Origin of the sequence: Celeribacter sp. HF31 (assembly GCF_011806455.1) — a bacterium.
Lineage (GTDB): Bacteria > Pseudomonadota > Alphaproteobacteria > Rhodobacterales > Rhodobacteraceae > Celeribacter.
This window is the reverse complement of record NZ_JAATOT010000005.1, coordinates 20,767-34,590: the sequence shown is the minus strand read 5'-3', so window position 1 is coordinate 34,590 and position 13,824 is coordinate 20,767. Positions and strand designations below refer to the sequence as shown.

The following is a 13,824-nucleotide window of genomic DNA, read 5'->3' as shown; positions in this document are numbered from 1 at the left end:
CAAACTGCGCCACCCGGGAATCACGGCGATGAAAGAACTAGCAACCGGCCGGCGACATATCCCTTGACGATTGAAAGTTCAGGCCTGCCCCTCACCGCACCCTGCGTGATGATCAGATTTGCGCCGGACACTCCGTTGAAATTACTTCCGCGTCCCTCGGCACAACAGCATCACGCTTGTTCAGACATGGCGCGCTCGAGTACCTCATAGACCCGCGGATCGCGCATTTGCGTGACGTTGAACCGCATGAAACCCGCCGCTGTTTGCGAGGGGCTGAACACATTGCCGGGGGCCAGCACCACATTCTCCGCCATCGCTCGTTGCGCGATCTCGCCCGTGTCACAGCCTTCGGGGAAGCGGCACCAGAGATAGAATCCCCCGCGCGGCAGAACCCAAGGCGTAATTCCCAAAGGCGCAAGCTGTGCGACAACCGATTTGCGCGCGCCCGCCAGACGGCGATGCAGTTCAGCGAGGTGTTTCCGATACATGCCGCCGGTCAGCACATGGGCCAGCAACTCGGTCGCCACCGGGCTTGGCCCACCAAAACTCGTTGCCACCTGAAGGTCGACCAGCGCCTCGATCCAATCGGCCCGCCCGGCGATATAGCCGCAGCGCACCGAGGCCGAAAGCGTCTTGGAAAATCCGCCAATCCTGAGCACCCGATTGAGCCCATCGAGCACCGCCAGCCGGGGCGAGGGCTCCGGTTCGAGATCGACGAATGTGTCGTCCTCGACGATGGTCAACTCATGCGCGGCGGCCAGAGTCAAAAGCTGATGTGCCACCTGCGGCGACATCGTGGCGCCCGTCGGATTGTGCAATGCGGAATTGGTCAGGTAGAGCCGTGGCGCCTGCGCCAATGCGGCTTCGAACGCCGCCAGATCCGGCCCCTGCGGCGTGTAGGGCATACCAATGATGTTGACCTGATGGGCACGCAACAGCGCCCGAAAATTGAAATACCCCGGATCGTCGACCAGCACCGTATCGCCGGGCCGCAGCAGCAGGCGGCAGATCAGGTCCATCGCCTGAGAGGCCGAGGCCGTCAGCATGAGCTGCTCCGGCGAGGCGTTCAGCGTTTCCTCTGAGAACCGCCCAAGCAAGCTGCGCCGCAACACCATAGACCCGCGCGCCGAGGCGTAATTGGTCAGGATCGCCGCCTCGCTTTTTGCCACCGCGCGCAGCCCCTTGCGCAGGGCCTCCTGAGGCATCCAGTCCTCCGGCAACCAGCCGCAGCCCGGTTGGAGCGCACCGGGGCGCGCATCGAGCGACTGGCGCGACACCCAGAACGGATCGACATTGCGCGCCTGTGGCGAACGCGCCTGCGTCAGCTTCATCGGCGGCAGGTTGCTGTTCGACACATAAAACCCGGAGCCGCGTTTGGCGCTGATCACCCCCTCGGCGGCAAGGCGGTCATAGGCCTCGACCACGGTCGAAGGCGACACATTCATCTGACCGGCAAAACGTCGGATCGAGGGCATGCGATCCCCCGGCCCCAGCGCACGCGTGGCAATCCTGTCGCGCAGAACCTGCATCAGATGATCCGTTTTCGTGCCTGCCATTCCAAGCCTCCGCCTGCTTCGTGCAACTGTATCGCTCATGGCTCCCATACAGTTCTGTGGAATTGTATGGGATTGTCTCTGTCTACATCGGCCTCCGGCGCATACCCAGAAGAAAATCACGAAAAAGATCGACGACACACAAATGGATCACAAACTGACAGGCTGGGGCAGCGGCTTCCTGGGCGTTCTCATTTTCAGCGGCTCCCTGCCCGCAACACGCGTGGCTGTGAGTGATTTCACACCGCTGTTCCTGACCTCCGCGCGCGCGGTGATCGCCGCTCTTTTGGGGCTCTTGTGCCTTTTGGCCCTGCGCCAAAGCCGCCCCGCAAGCCGCGACCTGATGCCCCTCGGGCTCGTCGCTCTGGGCGTCGTCATCGGTTTTCCGCTTTTGACGGCGCTGGCGTTGCAATCCATCACGGCGGCGCGTTCCATCGTCTTTATCGGCCTCTTGCCCTTGGCCACGGCGATCTTCGGCGTGATCAGGGGAGGCGAACGGCCCAAACCCGCCTTCTGGGTCTTTTCGCTTTTAGGCGCGGCGACCGTGTCGGGATTTGCCCTGACGCAGAGCGAGGGCGGTTCACTGCGCGGCGATCTCTTGATGCTGGCCGCGATTGCCATCTGCGGTCTCGGTTATGCCGAAGGTGCAAGCCTGTCGCGCCGCCTGGGAGGGTGGCAAGTGATCTCCTGGGCGCTTTTGATTGCGCTTCCGGTGATGGCCGGGCTCAGCCTGATCACCTGGCCCGCAACATTCGGCACGGTCTCCACCCCGGCCTGGATCAGCCTCGGCTATGTCGCCCTGTTCAGTATGATGCTCGGCTTCGTGTTCTGGTATCGCGGCCTGGCACTTGGCGGCATTTCGCAGGTCGGACAATTGCAGCTTTTGCAGCCCTTCTTCGGCCTTTTGCTGGCCGCGCTCCTGCTGGGCGAACCCATCGCCTGGCAGATGGTCGCCTGCACCGTGTTCACCGTGTTTTGCGTCGCAGGCGCGAAACGATTTGCCTGATAAAGCGAGACCAAAAACAATGTTTCATCTTCTTCTCTGGTTGCTCCGGATCAGCAGTTTTGGCACTCGGACCGACGCCTCCCATGTGATGCAAATGTGCCGAACCACCCCCGCGCGCTCCCCGGAAGATTTCGGACGGTGACGCGCGGGCGTGAAGGCCACAGCCGCATCGTCAATGCGCGCGGTTCCCTGCTTGGCCATTGACACCCTTACGTGCCGCTTGCAGTCTCTGGCCACGTGGTGTGGCTGATCGGAAAATTGTTTTGAAACAGGACTCTCAAACCCTCATCGTCGATCTCGACGGCACCTTGCTCCGTTCCGATATGTTGTATGAGAGTTTCTGGTCCGGCTTTGCGGGCGATTGGAAATTGCCATTTCGGGCCGCCGCCACCCTGCCCAAAGGCAAGGCCGCGCTCAAACGGCTTTTGGCGCAAAATTCCAATGTCGATGTCACCACCCTGCCCTATGACGAGCGCGTTCTGACGCGGTTGAAAGACTGGCGGGCAAACGGCGGGCGCACCGCGTTGGTGACGGCGACGGATCAGGCGCTTGCCGATCAGATCGCCGCTCATCTCGGCCTGTTCGATGATGTGATCGGTTCGGATGGCACCGCAAACCTCAAAGGCCCGGCCAAGGCCGAAACGCTGGTTTCACACTACGGCACGGGCGGGTTCACCTATATGGGCGATCACGAGGCGGATTTGGCGATCTGGGCCGTGGCGGGCGGCGCGATCACCGTCAACGCCAAGCCAGAGCTGAAATCCAAGGTGACCTGCGACGGTCCCATCGAGCACATTGACCGCCCCGCGCGGGATTTGACCCCCTATTTCAAGGCCATCCGCCCGCATCAATGGCTGAAAAACATCCTGATTTTCTTTCCGATGCTGGCCGCGCATGACCTGAGCGCGATGGTCTTTTTCAGAGCGCTCGTCGCCTTTGTCTCCTTCAGTCTGATCGCGTCTTCGGTCTATGTTCTCAATGACTTGCTGGATCTGAAGGGCGATCGGGCACATCCGCGCAAACGCTTGCGCCCCTTTGCGGCGGGGACGATTCCCATCGCACGGGGCACGGTCATGGCCGTCTCGCTTTTGCTCGCGGGGCTGATCCCGGCGATCTGGCTCGGCCTGCCGTTTCTCGAGGTGATGGTGGCCTACTATGTCCTGACCATGGCCTATTCGCTGCGTCTCAAACGCCAGCTTGTGGTCGACATCTTTGCACTGGCCGGGCTGTACACCATTCGCATTCTCGCGGGGGGCACCAGTTCCGCGATCCCGATGTCGGTCTGGCTTCTGGCCTTTTCGATTTTCTTCTTTTTCTCGCTCGCGGCCGTCAAACGTCAGGCGGAGCTGGTGGACGGCCTCAAATCCGGCAAGCTCAAAGCCCATGGGCGCGGCTACCATGTCGATGACGTGCCGATCGTGACCATGATGGCGCTCGCCTCCGGCTATGTCTCCGTACTGGTCATGGCGCTCTACATCAGCTCGCCGCAAATCGCGCAGCTCTATAGTCAGCCGGGCTATCTCTGGGGCGCCTGTCTGGTGCTTTTGTATTGGCTGAGCCGCATGGTGATGACAACGCATCGTGGCAAAATGAACGACGATCCGGTGCTCTACGCCGCCAAGGACCGGGTCAGCCTGATCTGTTTCGCGCTCATTCTCGGCGCCGGATTTGCGGGCACTTCGCTGTGACGTCGCCCCACCTGTCGACCTCTGCGCTGGTGCTGCGCTATGCGGGCTTTGCCATTCTGGCGACACTTGCCAATCTCGGTGCGCAACGCATGGTTTTGGGGGTTTGGCCCAAGGGGTTGTTTGTGGCGATGATCTTCGGCACCGGCATCGGGCTTGTGGTGAAATACCTGCTCGACAAGCGTTGGATTTTTTTCGACCTGGAAACCGGCGCGCGGGCTCATGGCCGCAAATTCGGGCTCTATACGGCGATGGGACTGATCACCACGGCCATTTTCTGGGGCATGGAAGCCGGCGCCTGGGCGATCTGGCACAGTACAATGGCGCGCGAAATCGGTGCGATCCTGGGCCTTGGCATCGGATATGTCGTGAAATTCCATCTGGATCGCCGCTTCGTCTTTCAAATCACTCAGGGGTAGACTCGACTTTCTCTTGCACCACAGCCATGAAGCAAAAGAGCTCACCTCCGGCTGAGCATCGTTCAAGACAAAACATTTAGCCTAAAAAGCCCGAAACATGACCCACACGCAGCAGTTCAACGGATTTCCCCGCATCGAACACAACATCCGCATTCGCCCTTTTGATCGCAACAGCGTCGGTTGGGTCGATGGCGGTCTGTACCACGACGACGGTCGGCGTTTGCGTGGCTGGCATGTGTTGGGCTCAAGTCGTAGCACGCAACTCGTGCCCAAAAGCCGGATTTCCGCGATGACTGAGGCCTATGATGTTTCCGATGCGATCTACGGCGGCGTGTGGTTTTCCCATTTCGGTCATTTCATCACGGAAACGCTGCCGAACCTGGCGACGATTTGCAATGAGCTGGGGCCCGACGATCCGCGTCCCATCTATTTCCAATCCCTGAGTGCGCACGAAGACTTCAACGCTCTGCCGTCTTACATCACCTATTTCCTGGGCCTTCTCGGGCTCGACTGCCAGCGGTTTCATTTGGTCGACACTCCCGTCGCCATTGAAAATCTCTATCTGCCACGGCCTGCCTTCGTGAAGAAATACCAATACGCTCCCTTTGTCGCAGAGGTGTTAGACAAACAACTGTCCCTGTCCAAGACGACGCCTGATCTCGACATTTATTTCAGCCGCGGCAAACTTGTGAATAATGTCCAACGCGCCGGGCTTGAGGAGGCGGAGCTTGAAACCATGTTCAAGCGTCACGGCTTCACAATTGTGTACCCGGAAAACATGACCATCGCGGAGCAGCTTGATCTCGTCTCCCGTGCCCGTGTCATCGCCGGCCTGAATGGCTCCGCCCTGCACTGGTCGCTTTATGCACGCTCCGTAGAAAAAGTCATGCTTTTGGGGTGGAATTTGGGGCTTCAACGGCAGATCTGTCGCCTGAGAGAACAAGACTACATTCATGCGGGAGGCGCGGGAATGAGCCGTTTTCTCGGCCGCAAGAAACGGCGGCTGCCTGCGGACTATGTTGAGCGCAGCCTTTTCAAGTGAAGAACGTGAGCGGTGCAGTCAGCTGCGGCGGGAGGGTTTTGATATGGCCCGATGCGAGTTAGCCCGGTTGATGAAGGATTTGGGCGCGCAGGGCGCCATTCGGGGCAAGCCGCATAAACGACGATCCCTGACAAAAACAACCGTGCCACTGGACAAGGTGAACAGGCAAATCAAGGCCCGGCACCGAACATACTCAGGGTCAGAGACCTCACCTGTGTGGCGACCAGGCAAGGGGGCGTCTATGTGGTTTTCGTGGTCGATACATTTTGCCCGGCGCATCGTTGGCTGGCGGGTCAGGAGGTCCGCCCATGCTGGAATTGTGCTTGATGCCTTGGAACAGGCCATTCCACAGCCCCAACCTGCCTTGATCTTCTCTTTATTGAGGTTTTAAGGCAAGACCTTGTTGATATGGTTTTTTGGGGGGGAGTGTGGATTATTCGACCTTGGTTGCGGGAGCAGACAACCGTCGCAACCTACCCACCCTTGCGGCTGCGGTTTAGTTCACGTGCGAACGAGAAGTGTGAACTGACCTCTTTAACACTTAACAACAATGGCTGCTCCCAGCCCTTCTGCGACCTTCGTTGCTGGCGCAGCATGACACAGAGCGCCTGCACGAAGGGCAGATTGCGGTCATTCTCTGCACTTGCGAAAGCGCCCAAGCCGCACCATGGAAGCGGACATTCGGGCGAGAACCAAGACCGGCGCCCGCTCGATCGACACCAACGGCGGAAACCGGACATTCGCTGCAAGGATCACGAATGTCCGCAAAGCATGAAACGCTGACGTTTCGCTCTCGAGAATTGTCGGACGTCACCTCAGCCTTTTCGACCGGCCTCAGCCGTCAGAGCGGTCAACCTGTAGAACCCATGCGCCATTTTGGTGAAGGGCGTTAGCAGGAAGAACGCGAGAACGGCGCCGAGATGGATCGCAAGGAGGGTCGGCATGACCGTCGTTTGACCCAGCGCGTAGAGTGCAAGTCCACTGAAGCCGACAAAGCCCAGCAATCCGACAAAGGCCACCTCTCCGCCAAAGGCGGCAGTTGCGCCCAAGGACCGGTCCGAACGCAGCTTCAGGCGGATCATCTCGATGCAGCCCACCACAAGCAAAAGACCGCCGGAAACGCCCAGCAATTTGGGCAGCGACAAAAGCCCATAGGGCGCGGGCATGTCGAACACGTAGTGCATCACGGTCGCGACACTGGTGGAGGCAAAACACAACAGAAAGCCGTACATTATCGCCTGATGCACCGCGCGCCGGGCGTGGGTAAAGCGGTCCTCATCCTCGAAATTGCAGCCGTCGCCGTGCCCGCCCTTGAGGTCCTTCATATTGGCGGCCTGCCGGAACGCCTCGAACAGATGCGCGGGGCGGAAGGGACCGGCCCCGATGTGCCGCCAGTAGCGGCGCAAGCTGACCGCGATACTGAACAGCGGGAACAGGAAAGCCGGCAAGAAGATCGCCACCATCGCATTGTGCGAAAGAACGGCATAGAAGCCCTCGCCTCCGGCAGAACTCAGGGCGCGAGCGGCCCAGAACAACAGGGCAAAGCCGATGACGGCCGCGATGGCAATCAGCACACCGTTTTTCTGAAACGCCTTCCCTGCGGCGCGGGGAAAGGCAAGCTCTTCCCAGCTGTCCTGGCGCACGTTCGCCAGCGCCTGCGGCAGGTTCAAGTCGAATTCATGCGGCGCGGTGTATTGGCAAGCGTAGTAGCAGCCCCGGCAATTGTGACAGAGGTTCGCCAGTTGCGTCAGATCCCCATCGCTGAACGCGCGTTCGGCGTGCAGGGCGGGGAAGACGGAACAATAGCCCTCGCAATACCGACAGGCGTTGCAAATCTCGGCCTGACGGCGGGCCTCTTCCAGAAAATCAGTTTGCATTTGCATGGGCCGCGGCCTCCTTGCCTGCGATGCGTCCAAAGACGGTTCCAATGGTCATGCCGAATCCGGCGAGATAGCCTTGGCCGAGGATCGACCCGGCCATGGTTTCGCCCGCCGCCCAGAGGTTTGTGACGGGGCGGTTGCCGATGGAGCATTGTGCATGCTCGTCGACCTTCAGGCCGAGATAGGTAAACGTCACGCCAGTGCGCAGCGAGTAGCCATAGAACGGCGGTTCAGTGATCGGGCGGGCCCAGTTCGTCTTGGCCGGGGTGAGGCCCGTGGTGGTGACGCCATCGAGCTCTGTCGGGTGAAAATTGGAGGTATCGCCGCAGGCATCGTTGAACTCACTCACGGTTTGCACCAGCGCGTCGGCGGGCAAGCCCATCTTGTCGGCCAGTTCCTCCAGCGTGTCCGCCTTGATCGGCGGGAAAACAGACGGCATGAACAGTTCCAGCGACTTGGCGTCGATGATCACGTATCCCACCTGATCGGGCTGCGCCGCGACAAGGCGCCCCCAGATGGCGTAGCGCTTGGGCCAAACGTCCTCGCCCTCGTCGTAGAACCGTTGGGCGTCCTTGTTCACCACGATGGAAAACGGCACGCAGTCCAGTCGCGTGACAATACCACCGTCGAATTTCGGCGCGCGCCCGTCGATGGCGACGGCGTGACACTGGGTCGGGTCGCCGACCTGTTCGATCCCCTGATCCAGAAGATCGGCCAGAACGACCCCACGGTTATAGGGCGTGCCGCGGATCAGGAAATTCTTTGCCGCCGGTCCCCAGGCACGGGCAAGCCAGTCGGTATCGGCCTGAAAGCCGCCAGAGGCGACGACCACGGATTTCGGCGCGATCGTATGCGTCTGACCGTTCTGAGTGTAGTCGATGCGGGTGACGCGATCTTCGTCCAGTTCCAGATGCGTGACGGCGGCTTCGTATTCGACCTGCACACCCAGCTTTTCAGCCGTGCGGTAATAAGCGTTCACAAGGCTTTTGCCACCACCAAGGAAAAAGGCATTCGTCCGCGCCAGTGACAGCGTCCCCGAGAGCGACGGCTGAAAGCGGACGCCGTGTTCTTCCATCCACGGCAGGCATTCTTCGGACGTACGGATGGCCAGTCGCGCCAACCCTTCGTCGGTCTTGCCGCCGGTGACCTTCATCAGGTCGGCAAGGTATTCCTCTTCGGTGTAGCTGTCGACCAGCGGGCCGAGCGGGCCATGGTGCATACAGCGAAAGTTGCGGGTGTGGCGGGAGTTGCCGCCGCGATAGGATTTGGGCGCGGTCTCGAGGATCAGGACGCGCGCACCTGCCTCGGCGGCCGTGATGGCCGCGCAAAGCGCCGCGTTTCCGCCGCCGATAATGGCGATGTCGGGAGAGGTCAAAGCAAGTCTCCATCGTAGCTAGGGGGGTTATGGCTGCTGGCGCGCAGGTCGCGTACACGAACCCGCTGGGCGGCCTCGATATGTGCCCGCATGGCGGCTTCCGCCAATGTGCCATCGCGCGCCTTGATCGCGTCGAGAATGCCGAAATGTTCTTCAACGGCCTTCGTGGCGCGGTCTGGTTCGGTCAGGGTTGTTGGACCAAGGATCATCAACGCCTTTTGCAACGCGTGGATGGACCGGGTGAGAAAGCGGTTCTTGGCCGCATCCAGCAAGGCCGCGTGGAATTGCCGGTTCAGGATAAAGGCCTCGGGCGCATTCCCCAATGCGGCCATCTGCTGATTCATCTCGAAAAGTTCTTCGATTTCGATGTCCGAGGCGGCGCGGGCGGCGAGCCGCGCAGCGGTGCCTTCGAGGACGGCGCGCATCTCGTAGAGTTCCATGACCTCGGCGTAATCGAGCCTGCGGATCGTGGCGCCCTGGCGCGGGACGTGGGTGACGATCCCGTCGGCCTCGAGCTGGCGGATGGCCTCCCGAACGGGGGTGCGCGACACACCGAGCCGCTCCGCCAGTTCGGTTTCACGCAGTCGGTCTCCGGGGTTGAGCCGCCCTTCGCGCAGTTCGGTCAGCAGGCGCAGATACGCACCGTTGCCCTGTGGGGCGCTGTCGTCGTCCATGGGTGTCGAGCCTCTGATTCAATCTTGTATCCGAGTGGATACAAGTGTACACAATATACGTCAAGACGTGTAGGAGGTCGGTTTGCGCAAACATCTTTCTCATCCGCACGCACGTCGTGCGCTGACCTTCGGACTCGCGGCTGCGGGCACAGCACTGTTTTGGTCGCTCGGCCTGCCCTTGCCATTCCTCTTCGGCCCCATGACCTTTTGCCTCGCGGGCGCATTGGCGCATCTGCCACTGAAAGGCTTCGGGCAGATCTCGGTCGCCGCACGCACCATCCTTGGGGTCGCGGTGGGCGCGTCGATCACGCCAGAGGTGGTGGCGCATCTGCCGCGTATGGCGCTTTCGGTGGCGCTGATCCCGATCTTCATCGCCTTGATCGCGCTTGTCGGCGTGCCGTTCTTTCGGAAGCTCTGGGGATTCGATGCGCCGACAGCCTATTACGCCGCCATGCCCGGCGGGCTTCAGGATATGGTGATCTTCGGCACCGAGGCGGGAGGAAACCCCCGCGCACTGTCATTGATCCATGCGACAAGGGTACTGATCATCGTGACACTCGCGCCTTTTATCCTCAGCCATTTCTACGGTGCCGCTCTGACCAATCCCATCGGTGCGCCCGTGGCCGACCTGCCGTGGTCCGAACTGCTGATCATGGTCGCCGCCGCTATCATCGGCTGGAAAGGCGGGGAGCGGCTGGGCCTCTTCGGGGCGTCGATCCTCGGGCCGATGATTGTCACTGCGGCTTTGTCTCTCTCGGGTGTCGTGCATTTCCGCCCGCCCGCAGAGGCGATCCTGACGGCGCAGTTCTTTATCGGCTGCGGTATCGGCGTCCATTTTCTCGGCGTCACCTGGCGCGAGTTGACCCGCGTGGTCGCGGCAGGCGTCGCATATGTGCTGGTTCTGGCGGTGCTGGCTGCCGGGTTTTCCGGGTTGGTGACGTTACTCGGGCTGGGCGATCCAGTGCCCGCTTTTCTGGCCTTCGCGCCGGGCGGCCAGGCCGAGATGACAGTGTTGGCCATCGTCACCGGTGCGGACCTCGGCTTTGTCATCACCCACCACCTGACGCGTATCGTGATCGTGATCGTCGGTGCGCCGGTGATGGCCGGGCTTATTGCCCGTAGACGGAAGGATTGACCATATGGATCGGCGCGCCTTCGGCGTAGGCGTTCACCTGTGCAAAGATGTCGGAGAACTGCTTGTCGAATTCGTCTTCGGTCACGAAACCGATATGAGGCGTGGCGATCAGATTCGGATGCGCCAGAAGCAGATCGGCCGGGTCTTTCATCGGCTCGGTGTCGAAAACGTCGATGGCGGCCAGGCCGGGGCGGCCCGCATTCAGCCCCTCCAACAGGGCGCCGGGAGCGATCAGACCCGCGCGTGAGGTGTTCACCAAAACGGATTTCGGCCCCATGCAGGCCAAATCCTCTGTGGTGACGATCCCGCGTGTCTCCGGCGTCAGCCGCAAATGCAAGGAGACCACGTCACTGTCGGCAAAAAAGGCCGCGCGGCTCGTCGCAACGACCTCGCCATTGGCCTCTGCCCGGTCGCGCCCCGCCTCCGAGGACCACCAGACAACATTCATCCCAAAGGCGCGGGCATAATCGGCCACCACGCGCCCGATGCGCCCATAGCCATAAAGGCCGAGCGTGCGACCGCGCAGAGTGCGGCCGACACCCATCTGCCACGCGCCGGCCTTGACGCTGGCCATCTGCTGCGGCAGCTGGCGCATGGCGGCAAGGATCAGCGCAAAGGTCAGCTCGGCGGCGGCGTAATTCGCCCCATCCGCTCCCTTGTTCGAACAGAGCAAAACGCCCGCGTCCGTGCAGGCGTCCACATCCACATGCGGCCAGGCCCCGCGCTGCGAGATCAGCCGCAGGTTCGGCAGCCGCTCCAGAAGATCGCGGGTGACGCGGGTGCGCTCCCGGAACAGCACGACGCAGTCCGCATCGGCAAGCCGCGCGGCCAGCGATGCAGGATCAGGTTCATGATCGGTCCATACGGTGACATCATGTCCCTCGAGCAGCCGAAAACATGGCAGTTCCCCTAGGGTATCGAACCAGTCGTCGAGGATATGGACCTTCATGCCTTGGCCTTTCAGAAGTTGCCCGAAAGCGCCTTGATCGCGCGACAAACCCGTTCGTGCAAGAGGATCAGGTCCGCCTTGTCCGGAGAATCTTCGGCAATACGTTGCGACAGGTCGTTGCGCGTCTCTTCGAGATCGCGACGGGCACGGGCAAGTTTTTCGTAATCACTCATGGTTGGGGCCTCAGTGAGAGAGTAGAACAGGGATGGTGCTGCGCGACAGAATGTTGGTGGTCACACCACCCAAAAAATCCTCTCGAAACTTCGAATGCTCGTAGGCACCGATCGCCAAGAGCGAGGGGTCATGTTTCTTGCACCACGCAAGCAAAGTGTCAGCCACGGGATGCGTTTCAGGCCAATTTTCATGGATCGCCTCGACCCCGTGACGGGACAGATGCAGCATCAGATCGTCGATGGGCCAGGCGTTGCGCGGCCCGACGGTGAGCACGCTGACGCGACCATCATCTTCGAGCAGGCGCAGACTGTCCGAGAGCGCCCGCGCAGCAGCGCGCCCGCCGTCCCAGGCCAGGGCCGCATGGCTGTGCGTGGCTCCGGCATCGTATCCCGCAGGCACCACGATGACGGGACGGCCCGACAGGAGTGCGATGCGGTCGGGGTGTAGCGTGACGTGTTCGTCATCGTCGTCCGAACGGGAGCCGACGATCAGCATGTCGTAGTGGCGCGCGGCCTCCGACAGGACTTTGTCGACGCGGCCAGAAACCTCTTTCAGTTGCAACACATTGGTAAGCCCCAGCGCCTTGCGCTCTGCCTCAAACCGCTCTTCGATCTCGCTCAGGATGCCGGTGTTGGCAGCTTCGAGCAAAGCGCGGGCTTCTTTCGAAATCCAACGTGAGCGTTTGTCGATCACCTCATGGGTGGTGTGGGCCATCATGGCGGTGACATGCGCGCCCAGCCGGCTTGCCATCGACGCCGCATAACGCAGCGCAGCCACCGAGCCGTCAGACCCGTTGAAGGCCACGAGGAGGTTCATCATCGGCATGTCAGTGCCCCTTCCATACGGCGGACGGCACGTAGATCAGCCCATCCGCAAGTTTGCGCGCTGTTCGCACCAGTCCGGCGGAATTCAGCGTGAAGTGATTGTTCATTTCGAAATCCACCAGCACCTCGATGGTGCCTGAGGCATGTTCCAGCACGACATTCGCGGGGCTGGTGGTCGGGCGCTCAAGCAGCCCGTCCGCCACGGTCCCCGGTGTCAACGCGCAAGACGCAAGGCATTGCGAGCCCGTGACCGCCATGGACGGATGCGTGGTCCAAGGCATGAAATAGCGCGTTGCAATGGTGCCGCCGTCGCGGGCCGGGGCGAGCAGACCGAATTTCGGCGTCACGGATTGCGACACGTCCCCCATGCCCATAGCCGCCCCTGCCTGACGTCGGACGGCCTCCATCCGCGCAAAGAAGTCGCGATTGTCATCCAGCTCCTGAACGGTTTCATACCCGGTCAGCCCGAAATCGGCGGCGCGGGCGATGACCATCGGCATGGCGACATCCATGCAGGTGACCTCGACCCCCTCAAACGTGTCGCGCAGATTGCCGGTTGGCAGGAACGCCCCCGTCGAGGATCCCACAACGCCCATGAAGCTCAGCGCGATCGGGGCTGCGGTTCCCGGCACGCCCGCAATCGCGGTGTCCCCGTCGTAGCGTAGCGCCCCCTGCGGCGTCTGAACCCGAGCCAACACCCGCGCGCCTGTGTTGACAGCGCGGATCTTGACTTCGGTCTCGTCGCCGGAGGGCGTGACCAGCCCCATCTCGACCGCCGCAGGGCCGACACCCGAGAGGATATTACCGCAGGTGGGTTTGAAATCCACCAGCCGATCCTCGACAGAGACCTGCGCGAAAAAGTAATCCACGTCGGCCCAGTCATCATCTGAGGGCGACAGCATGGCGACCTTGGTGGTCACCGCCACGCCGCCGCCGATGCCGTCGATGTTGATCGCATGGCCAGAGCCAATGACGGAAAGCAGAACTTCGGTCAGGGTCTCGCGATCCTGCGGCAGGTCCTTGCTGTTGAAATACGGTCCACGCGAGGTGCCGCCACGCATAAAGACGAAGGGAATGCCTGTCTGTGTCATGTCCTTCACTCCGTTGG

General features: G+C 61.4%; 13 protein-coding genes and 1 pseudogene. 6 read left to right on the top strand and 8 right to left on the bottom strand.

The features are described from left to right. Positions 1 to 170: 170 nt before the first annotated feature. Positions 171 to 1,556, bottom strand: coding sequence for a PLP-dependent aminotransferase family protein (locus HCZ23_RS11705; protein WP_254870263.1), 1,386 nt, complete (start codon positions 1,554 to 1,556; stop codon positions 171 to 173). 142 nt (positions 1,557 to 1,698) lie between these two features. On the opposite strand from HCZ23_RS11705, the gene HCZ23_RS11700 reads away from it, so the two are divergent. From HCZ23_RS11700 to HCZ23_RS18120, 5 genes and pseudogenes are all read left to right on the top strand, one after another. Then, a complete protein-coding gene (locus HCZ23_RS11700) occupies positions 1,699 to 2,559 on the top strand; it encodes a DMT family transporter (RefSeq protein ID WP_167601921.1) in 861 nt (286 codons plus the stop codon). A 263-nt stretch (positions 2,560 to 2,822) separates the two neighbouring features. After that, a complete protein-coding gene (locus tag HCZ23_RS11695; protein ID WP_167601920.1) occupies positions 2,823 to 4,247 on the top strand; it encodes a UbiA family prenyltransferase in 1,425 nt (474 codons plus the stop codon). After that, entirely contained in the window at positions 4,244 to 4,663 is a 420-nt protein-coding gene (locus tag HCZ23_RS11690) for a GtrA family protein (RefSeq protein WP_368487349.1), read from the top strand. Before HCZ23_RS11695 ends, HCZ23_RS11690 begins: the two co-directional genes overlap by 4 nt. A gap of 97 nt (positions 4,664 to 4,760) precedes the next feature. After that, entirely contained in the window at positions 4,761 to 5,705 is a 945-nt protein-coding gene (locus HCZ23_RS11685) for a DUF563 domain-containing protein (protein WP_167601919.1), read from the top strand. Between the two features lie 19 nt (positions 5,706 to 5,724). Further along, a pseudogene (locus HCZ23_RS18120) lies at positions 5,725 to 6,051 on the top strand (DDE-type integrase/transposase/recombinase); the annotation flags it as partial. Positions 6,052 to 6,520: 469 nt separating this feature from the next. Here the strand turns inward: HCZ23_RS18120 and tcuB are convergent. Genes tcuB through HCZ23_RS11670 form a run of 3 tightly spaced genes read right to left on the bottom strand, consistent with a single transcriptional unit; the run spans position 6,521 to position 9,634 of the window. Beyond that, positions 6,521 to 7,582 carry a tricarballylate utilization 4Fe-4S protein TcuB gene (gene tcuB / locus HCZ23_RS11680; protein ID WP_167602229.1) on the bottom strand — a complete coding sequence of 354 codons (1,062 nt, stop codon included), beginning with the start codon at positions 7,580 to 7,582 and terminating at the stop codon, positions 6,521 to 6,523. Next, entirely contained in the window at positions 7,572 to 8,960 is a 1,389-nt protein-coding gene (tcuA, locus tag HCZ23_RS11675) for an FAD-dependent tricarballylate dehydrogenase TcuA (protein ID WP_167601918.1), read from the bottom strand. The genes tcuB and tcuA overlap by 11 nt, the downstream gene beginning before the upstream one ends. Next, the gene (locus HCZ23_RS11670) at positions 8,957 to 9,634 is read right to left on the bottom strand and encodes a GntR family transcriptional regulator (protein WP_167601917.1); all 678 of its coding nucleotides are present in this window, start codon (positions 9,632 to 9,634) and stop codon (positions 8,957 to 8,959) included. The genes tcuA and HCZ23_RS11670 overlap by 4 nt, the downstream gene beginning before the upstream one ends. An 82-nt stretch (positions 9,635 to 9,716) precedes the next feature. Here HCZ23_RS11670 and HCZ23_RS11665 point away from each other — a divergent pair, with 82 nt between their 5' ends. Then, entirely contained in the window at positions 9,717 to 10,769 is a 1,053-nt protein-coding gene (locus HCZ23_RS11665) for an AbrB family transcriptional regulator (protein WP_167601916.1), read from the top strand. Here the strand turns inward: HCZ23_RS11665 and HCZ23_RS11660 are convergent. Genes HCZ23_RS11660 through HCZ23_RS11645 form a run of 4 tightly spaced genes read right to left on the bottom strand, consistent with a single transcriptional unit; the run spans position 10,744 to position 13,807 of the window. Further along, entirely contained in the window at positions 10,744 to 11,718 is a 975-nt protein-coding gene (locus tag HCZ23_RS11660; RefSeq protein ID WP_167601915.1) for a D-2-hydroxyacid dehydrogenase family protein, read from the bottom strand. The genes HCZ23_RS11665 and HCZ23_RS11660 overlap by 26 nt on opposite strands. Before the next feature lie 11 nt (positions 11,719 to 11,729). Continuing rightward, positions 11,730 to 11,891 carry a hypothetical protein gene (locus tag HCZ23_RS11655; protein ID WP_167601914.1) on the bottom strand — a complete coding sequence of 54 codons (162 nt, stop codon included), beginning with the start codon at positions 11,889 to 11,891 and terminating at the stop codon, positions 11,730 to 11,732. Between the two features lie 10 nt (positions 11,892 to 11,901). After that, positions 11,902 to 12,717 carry a universal stress protein gene (locus tag HCZ23_RS11650; protein ID WP_167601913.1) on the bottom strand — a complete coding sequence of 272 codons (816 nt, stop codon included), beginning with the start codon at positions 12,715 to 12,717 and terminating at the stop codon, positions 11,902 to 11,904. 1 nt (position 12,718) lies between these two features. Further along, positions 12,719 to 13,807 carry a 4-oxalomesaconate tautomerase gene (locus tag HCZ23_RS11645; protein ID WP_167601912.1) on the bottom strand — a complete coding sequence of 363 codons (1,089 nt, stop codon included), beginning with the start codon at positions 13,805 to 13,807 and terminating at the stop codon, positions 12,719 to 12,721. Positions 13,808 to 13,824 lie beyond the last annotated feature (17 nt).